25 protein-coding genes are annotated in these 21,634 nt (G+C 38.5%); 3 read left to right on the top strand and 22 right to left on the bottom strand.

Going from position 1 to position 21,634, the window contains the following annotated elements:
• Positions 1–89: 89 nt before the first annotated feature.
• The 20 genes from ACJJVZ_RS02435 to dapA form a co-directional block, all read right to left on the bottom strand.
• Positions 90–1,319: a beta-ketoacyl-ACP synthase gene (locus tag ACJJVZ_RS02435; protein ID WP_405597815.1), complete on the bottom strand. Its 1,230-nt coding sequence runs from the start codon at positions 1,317–1,319 to the stop codon at positions 90–92.
• Positions 1,319–2,044 carry a 3-oxoacyl-ACP reductase FabG gene (gene fabG, locus ACJJVZ_RS02430; RefSeq protein WP_405597813.1) on the bottom strand — a complete coding sequence of 242 codons (726 nt, stop codon included), beginning with the start codon at positions 2,042–2,044 and terminating at the stop codon, positions 1,319–1,321. The genes ACJJVZ_RS02435 and fabG overlap by 1 nt, the downstream gene beginning before the upstream one ends.
• Positions 2,041–2,496, bottom strand: a complete 456-nt coding sequence (locus ACJJVZ_RS02425) for a 3-hydroxylacyl-ACP dehydratase (RefSeq protein ID WP_405597811.1) — start codon at positions 2,494–2,496, stop codon at positions 2,041–2,043. Before ACJJVZ_RS02425 ends, fabG begins: the two co-directional genes overlap by 4 nt.
• Positions 2,489–3,658, bottom strand: coding sequence for a beta-ketoacyl-ACP synthase (locus tag ACJJVZ_RS02420; RefSeq protein WP_405597809.1), 1,170 nt, complete (start codon positions 3,656–3,658; stop codon positions 2,489–2,491). The genes ACJJVZ_RS02425 and ACJJVZ_RS02420 overlap by 8 nt, the downstream gene beginning before the upstream one ends.
• Positions 3,655–4,215 (bottom strand): DUF3261 domain-containing protein, encoded by a 561-nt coding sequence (locus ACJJVZ_RS02415; protein WP_405597806.1) that lies wholly within the window; start codon positions 4,213–4,215, stop codon positions 3,655–3,657. Before ACJJVZ_RS02415 ends, ACJJVZ_RS02420 begins: the two co-directional genes overlap by 4 nt.
• Complete coding sequence (locus tag ACJJVZ_RS02410; RefSeq protein WP_405597804.1) at positions 4,203–5,441, bottom strand: NAD(P)/FAD-dependent oxidoreductase; 1,239 nt, start codon at positions 5,439–5,441, stop codon at positions 4,203–4,205. Before ACJJVZ_RS02410 ends, ACJJVZ_RS02415 begins: the two co-directional genes overlap by 13 nt.
• Positions 5,434–7,683 carry an MMPL family transporter gene (locus tag ACJJVZ_RS02405; protein ID WP_405597802.1) on the bottom strand — a complete coding sequence of 750 codons (2,250 nt, stop codon included), beginning with the start codon at positions 7,681–7,683 and terminating at the stop codon, positions 5,434–5,436. Before ACJJVZ_RS02405 ends, ACJJVZ_RS02410 begins: the two co-directional genes overlap by 8 nt.
• Positions 7,684–7,729: 46 nt before the next feature.
• Positions 7,730–8,239 (bottom strand): outer membrane lipoprotein carrier protein LolA, encoded by a 510-nt coding sequence (locus tag ACJJVZ_RS02400; protein ID WP_405597800.1) that lies wholly within the window; start codon positions 8,237–8,239, stop codon positions 7,730–7,732.
• Between the two features lie 24 nt (positions 8,240–8,263).
• Complete coding sequence (locus tag ACJJVZ_RS02395) at positions 8,264–8,692, bottom strand: acyl-CoA thioesterase (RefSeq protein ID WP_405597798.1); 429 nt, start codon at positions 8,690–8,692, stop codon at positions 8,264–8,266.
• The gene (gene hutH, locus ACJJVZ_RS02390; protein WP_405597796.1) at positions 8,685–10,229 is read right to left on the bottom strand and encodes a histidine ammonia-lyase; all 1,545 of its coding nucleotides are present in this window, start codon (positions 10,227–10,229) and stop codon (positions 8,685–8,687) included. The genes ACJJVZ_RS02395 and hutH overlap by 8 nt, the downstream gene beginning before the upstream one ends.
• The gene (locus ACJJVZ_RS02385; RefSeq protein WP_405597794.1) at positions 10,222–11,190 is read right to left on the bottom strand and encodes an acyltransferase; all 969 of its coding nucleotides are present in this window, start codon (positions 11,188–11,190) and stop codon (positions 10,222–10,224) included. The genes hutH and ACJJVZ_RS02385 overlap by 8 nt, the downstream gene beginning before the upstream one ends.
• Positions 11,180–11,929: a glycosyltransferase family 2 protein gene (locus ACJJVZ_RS02380; RefSeq protein ID WP_405597792.1), complete on the bottom strand. Its 750-nt coding sequence runs from the start codon at positions 11,927–11,929 to the stop codon at positions 11,180–11,182. Before ACJJVZ_RS02380 ends, ACJJVZ_RS02385 begins: the two co-directional genes overlap by 11 nt.
• The gene (locus ACJJVZ_RS02375) at positions 11,922–12,287 is read right to left on the bottom strand and encodes a thioester dehydrase (protein WP_405597790.1); all 366 of its coding nucleotides are present in this window, start codon (positions 12,285–12,287) and stop codon (positions 11,922–11,924) included. The genes ACJJVZ_RS02380 and ACJJVZ_RS02375 overlap by 8 nt, the downstream gene beginning before the upstream one ends.
• On the bottom strand, positions 12,271–13,635 hold the full coding sequence (locus tag ACJJVZ_RS02370) for an AMP-binding protein (protein WP_405597788.1): 1,365 nt from the start codon (positions 13,633–13,635) through the stop codon (positions 12,271–12,273). Before ACJJVZ_RS02370 ends, ACJJVZ_RS02375 begins: the two co-directional genes overlap by 17 nt.
• On the bottom strand, positions 13,628–14,164 hold the full coding sequence (locus ACJJVZ_RS02365) for a hypothetical protein (RefSeq protein WP_405597786.1): 537 nt from the start codon (positions 14,162–14,164) through the stop codon (positions 13,628–13,630). Before ACJJVZ_RS02365 ends, ACJJVZ_RS02370 begins: the two co-directional genes overlap by 8 nt.
• 34 nt (positions 14,165–14,198) lie before the next feature.
• A complete protein-coding gene (locus tag ACJJVZ_RS02360; RefSeq protein WP_077535173.1) occupies positions 14,199–14,444 on the bottom strand; it encodes an acyl carrier protein in 246 nt (81 codons plus the stop codon).
• Between the two features lie 22 nt (positions 14,445–14,466).
• Positions 14,467–14,724, bottom strand: a complete 258-nt coding sequence (locus tag ACJJVZ_RS02355) for a phosphopantetheine-binding protein (protein ID WP_405597784.1) — start codon at positions 14,722–14,724, stop codon at positions 14,467–14,469.
• Positions 14,721–15,503: a lysophospholipid acyltransferase family protein gene (locus ACJJVZ_RS02350; RefSeq protein WP_405598167.1), complete on the bottom strand. Its 783-nt coding sequence runs from the start codon at positions 15,501–15,503 to the stop codon at positions 14,721–14,723. Before ACJJVZ_RS02350 ends, ACJJVZ_RS02355 begins: the two co-directional genes overlap by 4 nt.
• Positions 15,496–16,209 (bottom strand): beta-ketoacyl synthase chain length factor, encoded by a 714-nt coding sequence (locus ACJJVZ_RS02345; RefSeq protein ID WP_405597781.1) that lies wholly within the window; start codon positions 16,207–16,209, stop codon positions 15,496–15,498. The genes ACJJVZ_RS02350 and ACJJVZ_RS02345 overlap by 8 nt, the downstream gene beginning before the upstream one ends.
• 117 nt (positions 16,210–16,326) lie before the next feature.
• On the bottom strand, positions 16,327–17,244 hold the full coding sequence (dapA, locus tag ACJJVZ_RS02340; protein ID WP_405597779.1) for a 4-hydroxy-tetrahydrodipicolinate synthase: 918 nt from the start codon (positions 17,242–17,244) through the stop codon (positions 16,327–16,329).
• Between the two features lie 172 nt (positions 17,245–17,416).
• Here dapA and ACJJVZ_RS02335 point away from each other — a divergent pair, with 172 nt between their 5' ends.
• The 3 genes from ACJJVZ_RS02335 (at position 17,417) to ACJJVZ_RS02325 (ending at position 19,731) form a co-directional block, all read left to right on the top strand.
• Positions 17,417–18,070, top strand: a complete 654-nt coding sequence (locus ACJJVZ_RS02335) for a DUF6058 family natural product biosynthesis protein (protein WP_405597777.1) — start codon at positions 17,417–17,419, stop codon at positions 18,068–18,070.
• Between the two features lie 73 nt (positions 18,071–18,143).
• Positions 18,144–19,004: a delta-class carbonic anhydrase gene (locus ACJJVZ_RS02330; protein ID WP_405597775.1), complete on the top strand. Its 861-nt coding sequence runs from the start codon at positions 18,144–18,146 to the stop codon at positions 19,002–19,004.
• 136 nt (positions 19,005–19,140) lie between these two features.
• On the top strand, positions 19,141–19,731 hold the full coding sequence (locus tag ACJJVZ_RS02325) for an alpha-ketoglutarate-dependent dioxygenase AlkB (protein ID WP_405597773.1): 591 nt from the start codon (positions 19,141–19,143) through the stop codon (positions 19,729–19,731).
• 107 nt (positions 19,732–19,838) lie between these two features.
• Here the strand turns inward: ACJJVZ_RS02325 and ACJJVZ_RS02320 are convergent, their stop codons facing one another.
• A complete protein-coding gene (locus tag ACJJVZ_RS02320; protein WP_405597770.1) occupies positions 19,839–20,243 on the bottom strand; it encodes a hypothetical protein in 405 nt (134 codons plus the stop codon).
• A gap of 444 nt (positions 20,244–20,687) precedes the next feature.
• Positions 20,688–21,581 (bottom strand): hypothetical protein, encoded by an 894-nt coding sequence (locus tag ACJJVZ_RS02315; protein WP_405621573.1) that lies wholly within the window; start codon positions 21,579–21,581, stop codon positions 20,688–20,690.
• Between the last annotated feature and the right edge of the window lie 53 nt (positions 21,582–21,634).

Genomic DNA, 21,634 nt, shown 5'->3' with positions numbered 1-21,634 from the left:
CTGTATAACCTACGGCCACATTATCAAGGGTCGCAAATTATACAGCAAAAACGCGTCAACAGTTAGTCATTACTTCTATTTAAACGCGTTTAATTTGCTTTATAGCGTTTAAATATTAAAGAAGTGTTAATACCACCAAACGCAAAATTATTACTCATGACATAATCGGTATTAATCTCGCGCCCTTGGTGTGTTATGTAATCAAGCAGAGCGCACTCGTCATCAACGTTGTCTAAATTAATTGTTGGGGCAAACCAGTTATCAGCCATCATATTAATGCTTGCCCATGCTTCGATAGCACCACATGCACCTAATGTATGCCCGAGGTAACTTTTTAAAGAACTTATAGGTTTGCTGCCAAGTACGTTATACGTTGCATGAGACTCGGCAATATCGCCTTTGTCTGTTGATGTACCATGCGCATTAATATAGCCAATTTCTTCTGGTTGCAGATTAGCATCTTGCAGTGCCATTTCAATCGCTAATTGCATTGTTTTTGATGTTGGTTGCGTAACGTGTTCACCGTCAGAATTACAACCAAAACCAACCACTTCTGCTAATATTGTCGCTCCGCGCGCTTTGGCATGCTCATACTCTTCTAGGATCAACGTCCCTGCACCTTCGCCTATTACTAAGCCATCACGATTTGCATCAAAGGGACGAGGTGTTAGCTTTGGTGTCTCATTTTTTGTAGATGTCGCGTAAAGGGTATCAAATACGGCGGCTTCAGTAATACATAACTCTTCAGCTCCACCAGCCACCATTATTTTTTGTCGACCAAACTTGATCGCTTCATAGGCGTAGCCTATTCCTTGAGATCCCGATGTACAAGCAGAGCTTGTTGTTATAACGCGCCCTTTTAAACCAAAAAATACACCAACATTTACCGGGGCGGTATGTGCCATCATTTTAATGTAACTGGTTGCTGTTACACCCGACATCGATCCCGTTTCCATCATATTTGCAAAAGCAAGTAAAGGCGCAGTTGAACCGGTTGATGAGCCATAAGCAATGCCCGTAGAGCCATCAGTTAGGCTTTCATGCTCAAGCAAGTTAGCTTGTTCAAGTGCACACTCTGTGGCACGCGTTGACATAAGAGATACACGCCCCATTGAACGTATTTGTTTGCGCTTATAGTGACTTGGTCGCTCAAAGTGCTTAACTGGCGCTGCTAAACGAGTATTGAGTTCGCTGGCTATATCCCATTCAGGCATAGTAACAACCGCATTTTCGCCTTTAATTAAAGCTTGTTTAAATTCACACCAATTATCGCCAAGCGCAGTAACCACTGACATCCCTGTGACTACAACACGCTTCATCAAACCATACCGCCATTAACAGAAATCACTTGGCGCGTAATGTAAGCGGCATCATCAGACATCAAAAAAGCGATGGTTCCTGCAACTTCTTTAACGCTACCCATGCGCTTAAGAGGGATCATTTTCATCATTTCATCAACGGGGAGTTCGTCAGTCATCGCAGTTGCTATTAAACCAGGTGCTACACAATTAACTGTAATTTTTCGTTTTGCTAACTCTAAAGCAAGTGCTTTAGTGGCCCCAATTATACCCGCTTTAGCTGCACTATAATTTACTTGCCCCCGATTACCCGCTATACCTGATACCGACGACATTGTAATTATTCGTCCGCCTCGACGGCTCTGTACCATAGGCATTACAGTAGGGTGTACCACATTATAAAACCCATCAAGGCCTGTACGTATAACACAATCCCAGTCTTCACCTTGCATGGCCGGAAACGCCATATCGTTAGTAATACCTGCATTGCACACTACACCGTAATAAGCGCCATGCTGAGCAATATCTTGCTCTATTTGTGCCTTTGCCTGCTCTCTATCGCAGACATCAAATTGCAGTAAGCTGGTCGTTCTACCTAAGTTATTAATTTCATCGCATGTTGCTTGAGCCTGCTCGACACCCGTTCTGCAATGCACCGCAATATCAAATCCTTGTTCTGCAAGTTTTAACGCTATTGCTTTACCAATACCACGGCTTGAACCTGTTACTAAAATTCTTTTTTTCATTGATTTTCTCTTATAAATTCCAGCGGTTCTTTTGGCTGAAATACATTAATTTTTGCTTGGCAAAGTAAGTTTTCACATTCATATATTTGGCACTCAAACACACTCAGACCAGACTCGTCTTGATACAACTTATGTGCATTTATTGTTAGCTTACTGCCTTTTTTAAAAAACGGTTGGTAAGTTTGATATTTACGTGTACCAATTAAAAAGCCGATTTTTACAGGTTTATTTCCATCATTCGCCAACGCACCAGCATAAGCAGCTATAGACTGCGCCATATATTCAATACCAACATAACTCGGTACGCCGTTTATCACTGAACTAAAAAAAGGGCTGTGCTCTGTTACAGTAACGCCGCATTGTGCTTCATCTTCGTTGTACGATAAAAGGTTGTCTATTAGAATCATAGGCGCATCATGGGGAACAACTCGCTCTATAGGGTAATTAGTCAAGGTTACTTCCCAATATTAAACTGGCGTTATTGCCGCCAAATGCGAATGAGTTTGATAAACAGTATTTGAGTATTGGCTTAAAAGCTTGCTTAATTATTTTTATATCTGCCAAATTACCTCCGCTTTTAATCACATTATATGGAAGCGCATTTTGACCACGGCCTTTTAATAATAGCCAACAAATACCAGCTTCAATTGCACCCGCTGCACCCAGAGTATGCCCTGTTAGATGCTTACTAGAACTAAGCGGCGTATTGTTGCCAAACACACGATTAATTGCAAGTGCTTCCATTTCGTCATTTTTTAAAGTGGCCGTGCCATGAGCATTAATATAATCAATGTCGCTAGGCGCTAATTGAGCACTTTGCAGCGCTTGTTGCATTGACGCTTGAGCGCCTATCCCATTTGGATCGGGTGCAGACATGTGATGCGCATCGGAGCTCTCTCCACTACCCAATAACTTAATACCACTATGTGTTATAGGCGTATCTTTAGTCATTATAAATAAAGCAGCACCTTCACCAATATTAATACCGTCTCTGTCACTAGAAAAAGGCTGACATAAGCCAGAGCTTAAAGAGGCGAGCGAACTAAAGCCATTAATTGTTAATTGACACAAACTATCTGCACCGCCACAAATAACCACATCCGCTAAATCTGCGTTTAACAACGCACGCGCACTAATTAGTGCTTTTGCACTTGAGGTGCACGCTGTAGAAATACTGTAACAAGGCCCTAATGCACCCACTTTATCTGCGACATAGTGAGCTGGCGTTGCTAATTCTTGATCGCTGTAACTAAAGTCACTAGGCCATAGCGTTGTGCTTTCATGGGATTTACGCGCTCTTTCACCGTCATGAATATTTGAGGTACTTGTCCCCATTACAACTGCGATACGTGACTTATCAATATGGGATAGTTTATTTAACGTTGGCTTGATTTGCTCCAAAGCTAAATCAATAAATGTGTGAATACGCTTTTTATTTGATAAAGCAATAGAGTGAACTTGACCAACATACAACGTAGTGTGCTCAGCGCTTAAATCTCTATTTTTGCTTAGTATAGGCGTTGCTGAATGATAGTCATTCAAGCTCTTTGTCGTTGCATGTTGGCCTATTCCCATAGCACTTACAATGCCTAAATCATTTAGCCAATATGTCACTGTGCCACCTTTTTAAATGTTATTTGATACTGATGCAAAATGTTATTCAATATGGTTGATTTATCATTATAAGCAATAGTCATCAACGTGCTGTCATCATTAAATATGCGCCGAGTGGAGCCAACTTGTTCAATTAATGCGCCGGTTAATTGCGCTTGTAAAAACTCAACGGGCCAATGTATTAAAGCAATATCAGCTAAAATATAATGTGGGTCTATGCCTTCTACCATCAGCCTGTTTATTATTTTTACTGGGCTATTTAAGGGCTTTTCGAGCTCCATTATTGGAAAACCTTGCACTGTCATCAACAATAACTTAATAGTGCCAAGCTCACTTATACCTAGTTGTGCAAACACAGTGTGTTGTTTTTGTTGATTCGAAATATGCAAAACATGTTGCCAAGATTTACCAAACATTTTTGCTGGGACGCTATTTATATTTAATTGTATATTAGGCGACAGGTAAACCATATTTTTCGATGCAGTAAAACTAGTGCATGCGTTCAATGCCACACATATAAATACAACAAAGAATGCATACCTTATTAATTTTGACATAACTGAGCCAACACATTTAAACGACGTTCACTTTGCGCAACATAAGGATTATTTGTATCCCAAGCATAGCCTGCTAAAATTGCACTGATCATTTCTCGTACTTGGGTATTTTGTTCAGAGTAAAAAATCACATCCTGAAAACGCGTATCGTACCACCCTGTTACAAATGTTCTAAAGCAATCGACTCCAGCTTGTAATGGCTGTGCATATTGGCTATTAAAATCGACGACTTCATTTTTTAAATAGCTATCAACAAGTGGCGCAATTAAATTTGCAGATTTAAGTGCAATTGTTACACCTGATGAAAATACCGGGTCTAAAAACTCTCCTGCATTACCCAATAAAGCAAAGTGTTTACCATATAACTTACTCACATTTGCCGAGTAGCCTTTAATATTTCTTGCAGGATTTAATAACTCACGTTGTGCTAACAGTGTGTTCAAATAAGGGTCTTGATCTATAAATTGATTTAGCAAATGGCTAGATTCGTCATCATTAAAACGCTCCGGCAGCGCCACAACGCCAATACTCGCAGTACCATCACTAAAGGGGATAAGCCAATACCACACATCAGAATATTGTGGATGTACGGTAATCAAAATTTTATTACGATCGAAGTTTATATCACTAATATTGTCTCTAAAATGACTAAAATAAGCGCTACGAACAGGAAAGTTAGAGGGAAGCTCTAAATCTAACAATTTTGGTAATACACGCCCAAAGCCACTTGCATCCAATACAAATCGGGCATTAACGCGGTAAGCTTGCTGCTGTTCGTTGTGCACAAGTAACGATGCGCCATTTAACTCGTCGTTATAATCGACCACCGTGTGTTGATATCGAATTTCTACGCCTTGGTCTTGTGCTTTGTCTGCTAACAACTTGTCAAAGTCGGCTCTTTTTACTTGATACGTAGTGCCAGGGCCATTAGTGAATTTTTCGGTGAAGTTTATAGTTGTATTTTGCCCCGCCCGATGAAAAGCAGCGCCATCTTTAAATTGAAAACCTAAAGACGCTGCGTTGTCATGTAACGTATCAATTAAACCTGCCTCCTCTAAGTAGGCCATACATTGCGGTAATAAGCTTTCACCAATTGAAAAACGCGGGAATACCTGTTGCTCGAGTACAAGTACCCGCCAACCTTTTTGAACTAACAAGCTACTAGCCAGAGCGCCTGATGGGCCCGCGCCAATAACAACAACATCGTACTGCTCAAGGTTATTCAATTTTTTGTTCCTTTTGAGACTTTAAAACACTCAGTGGCGATAAAAAATAAATAGCTAAAATCCCGACCATTACACTCAGCCCAAAGCTAAAAATTGCGGGGGTTTCAGATACACTGAGCATGCCAAATACCCACATTGATGACGCTGCAGATAAGCTAATCGCCAGTACATTTTTGGGCTTTAATTTATTTATTTGATAAAAAACGAGATAATCAATTGCCAGAGCAATAACAAGTAGTGCGCCAAGTAAATTAAATAACGACAAACTGCCTTGAATTGCGTTACATATCCAAAGCATACTCAATACCACAACAGATAAAATAGTTACTTGCAGAAGCGCTATCTTAATCGAAAATCGCCAGCTAAATAGCAGCCAGCTGATCAGACCCGCGAGCACCAAGCTTAATTGCAAATATTCGCGGTAGTCACTTAATAAAGCACTAATTTGTTGAGGTTTGTTATAAATATATACACCTTTGCTTTTTTCAACTTCATTAATTAATTGATCAGATGAAATACCCGAAATAGACATCCATGTTATCGATTGACTTGGCTCAACAACCATTTGAGAAAGTAGTAACGGTTTAAATATACTCGCGGCGAGTGTTTCATAAGTGAGTAACGGTGATTTTGTACTTGCAAGTGCTTGCCCTGTAACGCGCTTTGCAATATCTAAAGTCCCTTTGTTTTTAGCCTGTTCAAACACAGCCTTGTTATCGCCCTGTCTTTGTAAACTAGGCAACCAATGGCTAATGCTATTATGTTTAAAATTTGGGTCTAGTTGGGTTAAGCGTGTTAAAAATTGTTCTTGTTTTTGTAAAAGCGCTTCGTCGCTATTTGCAAACATAAAAACAATTTGTCTGTCCCATTGTCCAAGTAGTAACAAATGCTTTTTTTCGTTTAGCATTAAGTGATCGGAGCTTGCATTTAATAGCTTTACATCATCATTAAAGCTAATTGGTTTAATTAAAAATAACGCACTGATAAAGGCCAGTAATATAATAAATATTGGTGTTTTTAGGTGGTTACAATATTCAAAAACGTTGATGAGTTTTTTACTCATCAATAGGCTAGAAGGCGATAACGTGAGCGTAGATTGCCATAATGGCAAAACTAACACGGTAAATAGCCATGCACTGACCAAACCTGCAATAACAAACACCCCAACTTGAGACAATAACGTCAGTGGCGCACCAAGTAAGCAGCAATAACCTAGCGTAGTTGTAATAAGAGACAGTAAAAGCGCAGATTGTGTCCCTTTGCTGTAGCCTTTTTCATGCTCTTTTTTTGCTAAATCAGTCATACCATGAAATGCATAATCAATGGCAATACCAATCAGCGTAACTGCAAAAACAAGCGTTAATAAATGAATAGTATTAAACAGCAACACCATAGCAATAGCGCCACCAATAAGTGCACTCAGCACGGTAAAACTTGCCAATAGAATACTGTTTAAACGCCTAAACACCCAAAACACCATCGCAATGAGGGCTAATAAGCTAATGCCGCCAAACAGGCTCATCTCGTATTTTGCTTGTTTAGCATTTTCAGCCGTATGAAATAGCACACCAGAATAAGTCATGGTTAAATCAGGATAGGTTTTATTAAGTATATTAATCTGTTTAATTATCGTGTCTGCTAACTCAATTGACTTATTAACGCCTAAATTTTCAGGCGCTAAATTCGCCAAAATAATACGGTATTCAACGTCATTTAAACGTCGAGTGAGGCGACCTTGTTCAAGCGTAAACAATTGGCTTTTCTTTACGTTATTTTCAATAAATGAAGCTAAGCTCAAGCTATTATCTTTACTTAAAGTCGTACTTACAAAAGGGTTACCTAACTGATTAAGTTGCTCAAGGTAATAATGTTCAAACCTTGTTTTGCTACTTAATGCTTGCTTATAAGTGTTACTTAATAACGCATGCCTAAAAGGTGAAAATGTTTGCGCTAACTCGTTAATCGACGGAAGGTTAAATGAATTCTTAATTGCGTTATCTTTCAGCCATTGTTGAAAATCATCAAATGCTTTGTTTTTTTTATTTCCTGCAAACGAGAACATAATACGGTTAGCATTTTTTTGAAAAAATACATCTTCCGCATAGGCAATTTGAGAGTGTGATTTTGGTAACAAGCTAAACATATCTGCACTAAACGTTGGTTTAGACAGCCAAAAAGCCGCGGCAAAAAGCAAAACTAAACTGCTAAACCACCCAACAATAACGGTAATTCGTTTTGTCACTGCACTATTCCCTTAATTAACCACTGCATTATTTAAAAACATAATTTTATTTGGAATAAGTAAACTCAATTTTTGTGTTATTTCCTGAGTGCTCATTTAATGTAATACTGCTCACTTGCTTGTTACTCTCACACAAAACAAAATCACTAAACAACTGCTTTAATAACGCTTCTTTTGGCGCTAATTGTGTGCAACTATCTTGTGTTTTAATAATATTAAAACGTGTTTCCAACGCACTCATATTTACGCTGAGTAAGTCACTCAGTAATCCTACAAATTGCTCGCTACCTGGTTGTGGTACTAGTTCGCCATTTGCATCTTGGGCAAGTACTTGCCCGTTTTCGATCACGAGCTTACTCTCAACAGGCGTTTTTACATCCCAAATGAGCTTTTCGTCAATTAACGAAAAAACACCCGACGAAATAAAAGGCTTAGCAAATCCAGTAAATTGCTTATATTGCATAAACTCACCTTTAATAGCTGCAGCGTTTACTACAGAGCAAAACAGTAAAAAGCTAATGCCTATACTCAATGTAAAAAATTTCAAAAAATTCATTTGCATCGCCTATAAAATCAAAACTTAATTCAAGACCGCTTTTAACTTATTAAATAAAATAGCGGGTGACTCAAATTGCATTTCTTTAGAGCTTAATTCAACTGCAACTTGCGTCGTTGATGCTTTAGTTATGCGCTTATTGGTTAACGCATCAGTAATAACGTAGTCAATTCGCAGCCTATTTTCGTATTCTTTTAAATAAACGGCGACCTTAATTTTTTGCGTAAATACAGCCGAAGCTACATACTTAATCTGCATATCAACAATAGGCCACGCATAACCCGACTCATGCATTTGTAAATAGTCATAGTCAAATAAACGCAGCAACTCACAACGCGCCACTTCTAAATAGCGCGGGTAATTACCATGCCATACCACGTTCATAGGATCGCAATCGTGAAATGGAATTTCAATTTCTACCACATGCGTTAATAATGCACCTTTACTATTCATACAACGCCCAACGCTTGGCTTGAATATACCCTATTGTTTGCCTAAGTTCGGCTTCCATTGGTCTATCCTCTGTGAGGTTTTCAAAGTAGTCAGTTATATCGGTATACATATTTTGCATATCTTTCGTCAACGTTGAAAATTCAAGTTCACCTTGCTTAATACGTAACCTAACACCTTGAATACTGGCTAATAACGTACTTGCTAATACTTGTTCTGTTAGTTGTAGAATACGTAAACAATCACGTGATGCAATAGTGCCCATGCTCACTTTATCTTGATTATGGCACTCGGTAGAACGAGAAAAAACACTGGCCGGCATAGTTAACTTTAAGGCCTCAGCAGTGAAAGCACTACAGCCAATTTGAACCGCTTTAAAACCATGATTAATATAACGGCGCTCTGGTGCACTATCCGATAGATTTGAAGGTAACCCATTGTTGTACTTAGTATCAACCAAAGACGCAATTTGTCTGTCTGCTAAGTCTGCAAGATTTGCAACGGCTGTTTTCATACTATCCATTGCCATCGCAATATGACCACCATAAAAATGCCCTCCGTGTAATACATGCTCACCTTGGCCATCAATAATTGGATTATCGTTTGCAGAGTTAAGCTCGTTTTCTATCATATGTCTAAAAAACGGCAGGCTGTCTTGCAGCACACCAATAACATGCGGTGCACAGCGGATTGAATACCTATCTTGAAGTCTGTCTGCATTTCGAGGGTGATCATGATGGTTTAAGTCACCTCTGATCCAACGCGCAATTTGTTGCTGTCCTGGATGCGGCTTTACTGAAAATAAAATTTCATCAAAATGGTGGCTATTTCCTTTAAGCGCTAAGCTTGATAATGCCGTAATGCGGCTCGCCAATTTAGCCAAGTAATTTGCTCTATCGAACGCTAAGCACGCTAATGCAGTCATTACCGCAGTGCCATTCATGATTGCAAGGCCCTCTTTTGGCCTTAGAGTAAGTGGTTCTAAGCCAACTTTTTTCATAACCTCGGCACTATTACGTACTTGGTCTTTATAAAACACATCACGCTCACCAATCAAAGCACCTGCCACATACGATAACGGCGTTAAATCACCGCTGGCACCTACTGACCCTTCTTGTGGGATCACGGGAACGATATCGTTATTTAAATAATCTTTAAGTAAATGCAGCATTTCCCAGCTAATACCAGAATAACCTTGAGAAAGTGATGTCAAACGCGTCGCTAAAATTGCGCGCCCTTGTACTTTATTAAATACATCCCCGAGTCCACAGCCGTGAAAACGTGTTAAATGCAGAGGCAATTCATCAACTAAATCAAGCGGTACAGCCACCGTTACAGAATCACCGTAGCCAGTAGTAACACCATAAATTACACCATCTTCTGCTAAAAGCGTGTCTAAAAAACGCAAAGCGCTATTAATTTTTACATTAAAAGTTTCACAGCTATTCAATTGTACTTGAGTTTGATTAAGCGCAACTCGCACAATATCTTCAATTGATAATCGCTGATTGCCAAAAAGCTGTATGTTTTGCTCAGTCACACCTGTTCTCCATTGAGTGATCGCGAACTACCTGCTGATCACTTTTCCAAAAATCGTAAAAATTAAACCACTGATAAGGATATAAAGCTGCGTAATAACTCAAACGCTGTGCATAGTCATTAATAATAAGTGTGAGCGCCTGCTGTCGCTCTCGTCGAGGCATTTTTAATGATTGGCTATAATGCTCAAATATCACGTGATACTTTTTGCTTTTTTTATCTTTTAAACAAAACAAGAAGTAAACGGGGCAATCAAGCAGCGCGGCTAATATAAAAGGCCCCTGTGAAAATGGAGCATTCTTACCTAAAAATGGCACCTGTACCGATCGAGAAGCCGTTGTTGTGCTTGTTCTGTCGCCAACAATAACGATTATTTCTCCCTGCTCTACTTTTTCTTTTAGTAAAATAGCTAAGTCTGGCCCCATATCTGTGACTTGTATTAAATTAACCGATACTGCAGGATTTATCTTTTTAAGCATTTTATTAAATTCAACAGCATGATGGGTAAACACCAGTACATTTATTTTTTTGCTACTGCGGTGTTGGCTAAGTGCTCTGCACACCTCTAAATTACCCAAGTGAGAACCTATAAAAATAGCCCCTTGGTTTTGCTCATCTAACTCAGCAAATAAATGCTCATTAGTGTATTTAATATCACGTTGGGTGATTCGCCCAAGCCAAGCATCAATTTTATCTAATGCGCTATCTGCAAAACTACAAAAGTGCGTTAATTGTATTTTAAACGTAACAGGTTGCTTGCTGCCTTGGTAAACATTAACTTGCTTTAAAAACGCTTTAGATGCTACACGCGCTACTTTTCCTGTTAAAAAAAGATAAAAAACGACAGGAAACAAAACAATCCACAGCCCTTTTCTACCCAGTAATTTATGAGCAAATAACAGTATTTGAATACCTAAAAAATTACCGCGCTCTTGCATTTTAGACCAGTGCTTAGCGGCCATAACGCCTCTTTAATTTATGCCAAATTAACACCGGAGAGCGAATCAACATGCCAAAAAATAAGCGAGTGTGTAACCACGAAATACGCACGTTATCGTGTAATGGCTGAAAATGAGAAAGCCCATTTTCGGGGTAAATTACTTGGCTAGGTAAAAAGACAAAAGGCACGTTGCGCCAATATAAACGCACTAAAATTTCGGGGTCAAAATCCATACGTTTGCCAAGCGATACCTCATCAATTAGCTTTGTACTTTGCTCAAGCGGATACACTCTAAAGCCACACATCGAATCGACGATTGTAAAACTTAACGTCTCAATCCATACCCATACATGCGTTAAGTAACGTGCTAAATAACGGTGCTTAGGCACTGAATCGTCATATATTGGGCAGCAGCTAATCAGCGCTTTAGGCTGAGTGTTTGAAAGTGCTATTAGTTTTTTAATATCAGATAAGTCATGTTGCCCATCTGCATCAACTTGTATCGCATGCGAAAAACCTTGCTTATGTGCATGCTTTAAGCCTGTTTGTACCGCGCCGCCTTTGCCTTGGTTATCATCGTGAGTAACCACACTCAACTGCGCGTATTTTGCATTCAGGTGACTAAACACATTTTTAGCTTCGACGTTGCTTGCGTCATCAACCATAATAATTGGCACGTTAAGTTGCGACAATTGGCTCAGTACATCATCAATAACCGTAATGTGGTTATAATTTGGAATAACTATACAAAAACTATTCATTTATTAGGCTATCAAAAATAATACGCCCAGAGGCGTGTTGACCCTTAGCTGAACGATACGAAAAGGTGTATTTATTCTCAGCTTTTTGCTCAAGTAATAACTCGATTTTTATACCTGGGGTAATCACCACCTGAAACTTTAATACTTCAACATTTTTAACTGCCTGCTGAACATTATAATATTTACACATTGCGGCTACCGCCCAGTCTAATTGCACAACACCTGCGAGTATTGGGCCATCCGTAAAGTGTCCTTTGAAATAATCTAAATCATGGGGGACTAATAAACTGAGCGTGTAACCCCACTCTGTTTTTTCATAGGTAAGTAAATCAGGCTGCGTTTTAATTAACTTTTTCAAAAAGACACTCCAGCGCTTTTAAGTTTAATTTAGCTTGTGAGTTATAAGGTAATTGCTCTACAAAACGCCATTTTTTGGGAGTACAAATACGTTCAAAACGCACCAAAGCATGCGCTTTGAGTAGATTATTAGTTGCTAATTTCCCATCACTATTAAAAAACATCTGCCCCTTTTGAGTGAGTACAATAATAGCGCCTACAATTAACCGTTCACCAGGTAAAGCAATCACTTTAGCTTCACTGACCCATTCACTTGTACATAAGTGTTGCTCTAGCTCATCTAGGCTTAATCGCTTTTCTTCTAATTTTATAATCCGGTCAAACCGGCCTAGTAATCTAAATTGGCCATTTTGAAATACTTCTCCTCTATCGTCCAAAGGATAATTTTTATCGTGCACCAATGGCGAGCTCAATACCAGACGCTGATCGTTTTGCGCCCTTACTTGAATACCCGAAAATGGCTGCCAAAAGCTAACTTTATCGAGTGAAGTAACTTGTCGATATGCTATTCCGCCGGTTTCTGTACTACCAAAAACTTGTGTAACAGGCTTATTTAATTGCTTATATAGTGACACTGCATCTTCATCGAGTAATGGCCCACCTGATGAAAAAATCCATTGTAAATGCGCTTTTTCATCTACCAGCACATTGTCAATACACAAACGTTTTAATTGTGCAGGACTTGAAACAAGTACCACTTTTTTAAACGACTTTAACTTTGTTGCTATGTGCTCTGGGTAATGCAGTAATTCGGTATTAACAACATACCCCGTACTCAGGGGCCACAACAATCTAAACAGTAAACCGTATATATGTTGATGTGATACGCTCGCTATAAATACCGGCTCATCGATAAGCGTATAGCTATTGATGAGTGTGTTTAATTCTTTATTAATTACCTGCCACGTTTTTACAATTGGCTTAGCTTTACCCGATGATCCGGAAGTATAAAAAACAATCGAGCCTTCTTCTGGCCATTTTAGTTTCTCAACAGATACAAAATCAGATTGTTTGCTCAAAGTGCTAATATCTAAAAAGTCAGCTTCAAGGTTAGTTACTATCTCAGAATCACCAATAAAATAAGGGGTTTGTTTTAGTAAGGCGTTTAACGTTGCCGGTTGCCCATTAGGCGGTAAAATGACGGTACACTCACTTAGTGATAATGCAAATAAAGACACCGCAAACGTGTAAGTATCCGTACTATACAAAACAACGGATGAAGCGCGCTTTAGAGTGGAGAGTTTGGCAAAAACCTCATTTACATCATTAACAAATTGACGTTCTGAAATTTCATTATCGGTGTGGTTAAAACATGCTCTTAAACCACTACTTTGAAAAACATTAAACACCGGGATTCCTTTTTACTCTTTGCCTTACTAGCCACTCTATGGCAAATAACGTTCCCATCGCTAAATACGCAACAAAACCATTATAAAACGCCCATGTTTCTAGACTACTAAAAATACTGGTGTATAAAGCAATGCCGCCGTTTACTACAAAAAAAAGGCACCAAAGTAGCGTTACTTTTTTTGTGTAAATAACACCATTTTCATCAAGTGCTGGCTCAGTAATTCGCGCAAAAGTTTCGATAATTGAGGGCCCTTTATACAAGGAGTAGGCAAACACAATTAACATAACTACATTAATGATTACAGGATATAAGCGCAGCCCTAGGTCACTGCCCACTGTTTTAGAAATCAAAATTGTAATGACTGCTAATAATGTAGCAGGCTTTAACCACGGCATTTTATCAAACAAGGCTCTGCTAAACCAAAGTCTTAAACCAAGTAAAAACAGCAGTACTATCGTAATAATATGACTATTAAAGCGCGTAAGGCCTACATACACAATTAAAGGGTAGCACGCGAGGCAAATCATGATTAACGTTGTTAGCACTGCCTTTAGCATAGTATTAGTTAACCAATTTTTCTATTTCAGTCACTATGTCTTGCACTGTACGCACTTGTTTAAATGCATCAGGCTCGATTTTTTTGCCTGTAATTTCTCTTAATTTAACAACTAAATCGACCGCATCAATGCTGTCTAGATCAAGATCTTGGTATAGGTTAGCCTCTAAGCTAATATCTTGTGGGTCTATTTCAAATTCGTTTTCTAAAATGCCGTGTAATACATCATAAATTTCAGCAGCGGTTTTCATTTTCTTTCCTACATTGTATAAATTAAGAACGAGCTTGTTCGATAAATTCAGCTAAAGAATTAACTGACGCAAAGTGTGCTTTAGTTTGCGCTGAGTTTGCATCAATTTTTACATCAAACTGCTTTTTTATTGCAAGGCCAAGCTCTAACGCGTCAATACTATCTAACCCTAAACCATCTACAAATAAAGCGTCATCATCCTTAATATCAGCGGTGGTCATGTCTTCAAGATCAAGGCTTGAAATGATCAGTTGTTTTATTTGTTCTTTTAATTCGCTCATATGTAATTTAACTCTTGTGTAAAGTAATGTTGTAAATCTTTAGTCAATTGACGCGATTGCATTGCTGGTGAATCGTTGTCGTACGCAGCACGACTAAACGGTTTGCTCGCAAGCGCCATAGAAAAATGTGCCTGAAGTGATGCAACCTTGTACCAAGGTGTCCCTTTCGTTAATGTACTTGGTTTCATATGTATCAAAAAAGCAGTGATAGGTGCATTACACCGAATGGCAATATTTGCTGCACCACGTTTAAACTTTAATGCTTTTTGAGACTCTGTGCGTGTTCCTTCAGGAAATACAATTAAGTTATTGCCTTTTTTTAAGCTTTGCTCACATTCTTTTAACAGCTCTTGAGGATCGTCATTGCTTATGTAGCCCGCACTTTTGATCACACCTCGCATAAAAGGATTTTTAAATAAATGTGCTTTAACGACGCAATCTGCATTTTTTATTACCGAAATTAAAACAACGACATCTATTAGAGAAGGGTGATTTGCCAAAATCAGTTGGCCTTTTAAGCGCTCTATTAAAATTTTATCTTTAATATGAAAGCGAATAACCCCCGTGGCGTGCATTAAACTTACAAAAAATTTAAAACAAAAGTGTACTGTTTTACGTGCATTATATTTTTGTTTGCTGCGGTCACTTTCAAATAAACGTTGGGCAGGAAAAACCACACACGCAAGTACTAATCCTCCGAGCCCAAATATTGAAAAGCAAAACGCAGTAGCAATTACTCGCCATGCGAGTCCACATACTCTCAATGCACTGTTAAGCATGGTAAGTAAGCTGCCAATCGTGTTTAAGGGCACTATGAGCAAGTAACGCACTATTGTGCTCATGCAAAGCTCTTGCACATTGAATACTTAATGGTAACTTATTGTTATTTTTGTGTGTATTAAGTATTTTTTGCAAACTAAAATGTGCTTCACCCTCATTTGCTGCACGAATTACTAATGCAATTGAATGTGCTATTTGTTCTTCATCTGCGTATTGGCTATAAATATCAGGCAGTGTCTCATCTGTATGCACAATTAATATTTTTTGCTGTTCACAATCAATAAGTCGGGCATAGCCATCAATTAATGCATAAATAAAGCTTTCTGTACCCGCAGCAACGGAAGTTGAGGTACTTGTATTACCCTCAATTATGCTAAACAACCCTGACGCCGCATTGTGCACACTTAATCCAAAACCGGTTGGTGACAAAGGCTGATTATTAACTATATCAACCAGTAAATTAGCTGTTTTATGAAAGTCCCCATGACGAGATGAAAACACACTCGGTAAATTAACATAATTCCCCTTAGCGCTAACTTGGTAAGCAGTGTTGAGCGTCATTTTGATAAAGGGAGTCATTCGGCGTCGCTGCATCGCAGGCACCCAACTTAAATCGAATACTGAGGAATCAAACCAAGTACTTTCTTTTATTTGTCGCTGATCCGGCTTTATCCATATAGCGAGTTTTTCAACAACAAATTTCACAGATAGGGGTATTTTATTAATTACAAGGGCGGGAATTTTACCGACAATAGCAATAAAAGTAAATAATCATCAAATAAAAGCCAGCAACTAATAATTATTCAGTGCTGGCTCATATTACTAAGAAAGTAGAGCAATATTTTTTATGTCTATATAGTCAGCCTTACCACCCACGACATCGCTTTCGCTGAGTTGATTAATTAGTGGTAAACCGATTTTTTGTTGCTCATCGCTAAGCGGTAAATACGGTAATCTAAATACAGGGTTTACAGCCCCTGTCATCATTAATGCGGTATTGATTGCTATTGGGTTTGGCTCGCAGAATAACCAATTCATTAAAGGTTGTAGCGAAGTATTTAACGTATCATTTTTTGTATCCATTAACTCACGGAACAAGCAAGGAATAAGGTTAGATGTAACCGATATAACACCGTGCGCTTTATGAATGTGGCGCGCATCGTGGCTTTCGTCATCGTTACCCGACCAACATGCAATACCCTGTTGCTCATAATGGGCTATACGCTCATTACCACCACATTCTTTAACACCAATAAAATACTCGTGCTTAGCAAGTGGTTCTATTATGTCTGGCGTTAAATCTTGCCCTGTGCGCCCTGCCACGTTGTAAATAAAGGCTGGGCCAATATCAAGTACACGCTTAAAATGCTCCTTTACACCCGCAATAGACGTGCGCCCGTAATACGGATTAATTTGCAATGCCGCATCCATACCGCTAGCAAAACCATATTTAGTTGCTTTAATAGCTTCACGTGTATTGTTACTACCGGTATTACCCACAATAACAAGTTTATCACTAAATTTATTTGCACTGTGTGCGATAAGCATTAAATGCTCTTCCCAGTTCATTAACTGACCTTCGCCTGTTGTGCCTCCTACTACAATACCATCAACGCCCGCTGCAATTTGTATTTCAACGAGTTCATCGTATTTTGCTAGGTCTATTTCACCGTTTGCTAAATATGGCGTTTTAATAGCTGTAATAAGGCTTGCTTGTTTAATTTGCTCTAGGGTGCGCATAAAAATTCATTATTTATAAAACTTGCGCTATTTGTAACATACTTGCCGGTATTTTTGGAGGTGTAAGCCCACATTTAATTATAAAATATCTTGTGTTATTGAGTTTGGTAATACAAAATGAATAACTGTATATATAAACAGTGCTTTTATTTTTAACGATACCAGAGGCTTTATGCGTTTATCTGACTACTTAGCAACTCATTTTTATAACACCGATGAACTGTGCCAAGCATTAAATATAGATGCAGACATGCTTTTAGCGTGGCAAGATCGCAGCGTTTTCCCTAAACCAAGCTACTGCATTAAAAGTCAGCTGAGTTGTAGCTCATATTCAGGTTTGTATGAATGCGAAGAGTATGACGATTACTACCCCCGAGGTTGTGTAAATTGGGGACAAGGCTTACTAAAACAAAAAATAGAGTCATCGAGTCATGCTTTTAATTACTTTGCACAACAATACACCGCCAGCTTAACAAAACTAGCTCAGCAAGGGTTCAAGTTTAGCGAAGAATTATTTGGCTGCGAAATAGACGAGCATTTACAACAAGTATGGCAACAGTTTTTGTGCAGCAAGTACGGCGTACTTACCCAAAACGGACTAATTGACGAAATAGTATCGGTTGATATTGGTAGGCTCGTTGTTGACGATATTACTGAGCTGCGTAGTAAAGCAAGTTTAGATCAGGACGAACGTACTCAGTTACACCCTGCTATGAAGCTTTTAAACCGCGTATTAAGTCATGGGGCCGATCATGAAAAGCAAAGTACATTGCGCACTCGCTATATCGATGCCCTCGTTTTAAAATACGATTTATCTATTAAATAATTATTATTTTACAGCCGATTCGGTCTGCTAATTAAATGACCACGTAGTAAATAACTTTACAGGCACTAACTCAATGACACTAAAAGTAAAAATAAGCTTAATTTCTGCTGCACTAACCCTCGTTTCTTTTCATACCGTTGCTAAAGCTAACCATGAAAGCGTGAGTGACAATGTCCTAAAAATGCAGCGCGTAGCACTTGCTGAAAATACAGAAAACAAAGGTTTTGGCCCGCAGTCGCCACGTAATATTGATAACTTTACTGGCGAAAATATCATCGTTTTTTCTCCATCCCCTGCGTCATCACAGATGAACTTATGTAATATCCATTTCCATAAAAATGCAGAGCATGCCGGTGGGGAATTTAGTAAATATGCTGGTAATGGCGACGGAAAAGGGTTTCAAAGTGGTTATTTGTATTCAGGTGTTTTAACTAAAAACGAGAGTAAATCTATAAAAGCACAGATTTGTCCAAGTATCCACGGTGCACTTTCAGTTGGCGATACTATTGAAGTGCATAACGTTCATACATCAGCAATAGTTAAACCTGGCCCTACACTGGGTAGTTGTTTGAGTGATTCGATTAAAAATCCGCAACTACGTGTTGAAGCGCAAGTATACGTATTAGTGAACGATGCTAACGCACTTGATTTTACTGAAATAAGTACTGTGTCATCTGTTAATGGTTACTATCAAGCGATTGCTACACCTACAAATACGGGTGAACCTGTTGTTTATAGCGGCTCAACTACTGGCCCTAGTTACAACGAAACTGGCTCTCCTTTTCAAGTAACATGGTCAGTTAAACCAAAAGTGGCTAAAGTAGATATAAACAGCATTAGCAAATGGTGTGAAAGTAACACCTTTAACGAAGATCATGCTCATGGCGTGCGTAATCTAGTTACAAACCCAGCATTACTCTCTATCATTCAATAACTTAAATTAAGTGATAGACAAACAGCCCGCCAGTTGGTGGGCTGTATTATTAATTTTAGAGCAAATATTGCGTTTAATGAGCTAAAAGCGACTAGGCTCAGATTAGAATAAGTATTACCATGAAAGGAATTAATAAATGAAGCTGCCACTAAGTTGCGATGCGTCTTACCATTCACAGTTTATGCCTCGCTCACAAAGTACTGCCATATATGAGTGGTTAATATCACATTGTAATCTGAATGAGCCTGAGTTTATGCAAATGCCTGATGGCAGTAAAATACGTATTTTCCCTTGGCGAATGATTTTTTTAGACCCGAAATTAGAACAATCCCAGCTTTTTCCTTCATATCATGGTCGTCACAGTGCTTGGTTCCCTCTTTTAGGCCAATTACAACAGCAAATAACTGATCTTACGGGTGTCGAATTTAGTGTGGCGGTGTGCCTTTATTACCCAGACGGAGAAGAAAGCTTAAGCTTTCATAGTGATCTACCCGCGTTTGGCCCTACAGATATTATTGCGTCAATAAGTTTAGGTGCAGAGCGCGAATTTTTAATCCGCAGCCAAAGTAACACTCAAGAGCAGCATAGTCTCACGCTAGAAGATGGCTCACTCCTTATCATGGGCAAAGGATTTCAAGACAACTACCAACACGCTTTAGCGAGTGCGCATAAAGCAACCCGTCCAAGATTTAACATCTCATTAAGGCAATTTGCTTGGCCTGTTTAGCCATAAGCACTTACTATTTAACCTGAACTCTGGATAATAAATCTATCTCGGGCCGCGATTAAATCCCTCTAGATTGAAAAATTTCAATCTACAAAGATCAACACGCCCTAAGTATCAATAGATTTGAGCGAGCGTAAAAAGAGCCCTAAGCCACCAAACGCTAAAACTATAATAACAATCAAATCGAACGAGGTCATAGTACGCATACTAAATCGAACACTCGATATTACGCCAAATATTAATGCGCTTAACGAGCCAAAGGATAGTAACCACCCTAAAATATTTTTAGAATTATAAAAAATTAACCCTACTCCAAAAATAAACGGGATCATTACCATACCGCCTGTAACGCCTAAGCCACCTAAAGCATTAACACTGTAAATACGCGAACTAAGCCCAAAATTAGAGGTCACCGAAATTGCGTTTAGCAGCATATAAAAGCCACCGCACATCATAATTAAACCAATAAAAAAATGCCCAATACCACCAGAGCTTCCACCCGCACCTTTCATTATTACGACCTTTATATTAATAGTTTATTTATACAACTGATTATCAAATAGAGCATATTTTGATGCAGCTTTAACACCTGCTGTATTGTGTATTTAACACTTTTTATACTAGGGTCTGTTGAGCTTTGCGGATTAAAATTTGTTCAAACTAGGGACTATTTAATCGCGGCGCGAGGTTTGTAACCTAGTGGGCTAAGTAAAAACCGAGCAACAAAGAGTAAATAGCCCCTAGGAAGAACCCTTTGGGCAACGCCTTTTTGGCATTAATGCTGCGTTATCGCCCATTTATGGGGAATAACCACACTACATAGGCTCTGCCTTGCCTAAATACCAAACAGACTGATGCAAATTTAATCTTGAAAGATCAACAGACCCTAATTTACTTTATTAAGTGATCTACTTTGAGGTAAGAAAGTCGTGTCTATAACAAGGCAAAAATTTAGGTTACTTACAGTAACTATATCGACCAAGACCATGATTAAGGTATATGAATTTTTTATGTTCAGGTGCAAAGTAAAATGTTTCATATGAAATACAATTTCCTTTGTAAAAATTAATACGCCAATCTTTTTCATATTGTGTAATCGAACCAAATTCAGCTTCTTTGAAATAGCCCTCATCTGAATGTAAATCTACCATTGAAGATCTTTGCTCAATAAGCAAGTGAGCTAATTGCTCATCAGCAGGTATTACTAGAGGAACTTCACCATTTACATTGTTTTCAAATTTCATTGGTGTATTAAACAATATGCCGGCTTCACTACTCTCAAATGAACACAGAGCTAATTCTTTTATGTTGCTTTCGTTACAAGCTATTTCAAATAACCACTTTTTAGCACCACTACTATCAAAGAAAATAAAATCACTATTGCCATAATCAACCCTTACATCATCAGTATTCACCAATTCAGGAAACCAAAACGATAAATCATTTTTATGAATATAACTTTTCCATGACGTGTTTTCATCCCAAGAGGTATTCATCGATTCTATTGTTTTTCTTTGCTGGACAATCAATTTTTCTAACTTATTTTTCCAGCCTTGGTTACAACACTCATCACCTAAAATGCCTAAACACCATGTGAAAAATTGCTCCCTTCCTTCATCTAATTCACTAGCCAAAAGCTCTAGCTTACTTTTAATAGCCTTAGATCTAAATTCTTTTTGCTCTGCCTCCGTTAAAAAAGTAAATTCAATATAATGCTCTTTCACAACTGCGTGAGAAGGACACGATAAAAACATAAAAAGTATAATAATACACATTAGTACCGATAAAGTTAACGTTTTACGAAGAAGTGAATAAAGACTTGGTAAACTTGTAATGAGAGTGGACGCCATATTTATTTCACGCTTTGTGCAGTACTTACACCCTGCAGCAAAACGAAACATGA

The sequence above is a fragment of the Pseudoalteromonas sp. Ld19 genome (assembly GCF_045064135.1).
Taxonomy (GTDB): Bacteria; Pseudomonadota; Gammaproteobacteria; order Enterobacterales; family Alteromonadaceae; genus Pseudoalteromonas; species Pseudoalteromonas aliena.
The sequence above is the reverse complement of the archived record's forward strand: the minus strand, read 5'-3'. Positions and strand labels throughout refer to the sequence as shown.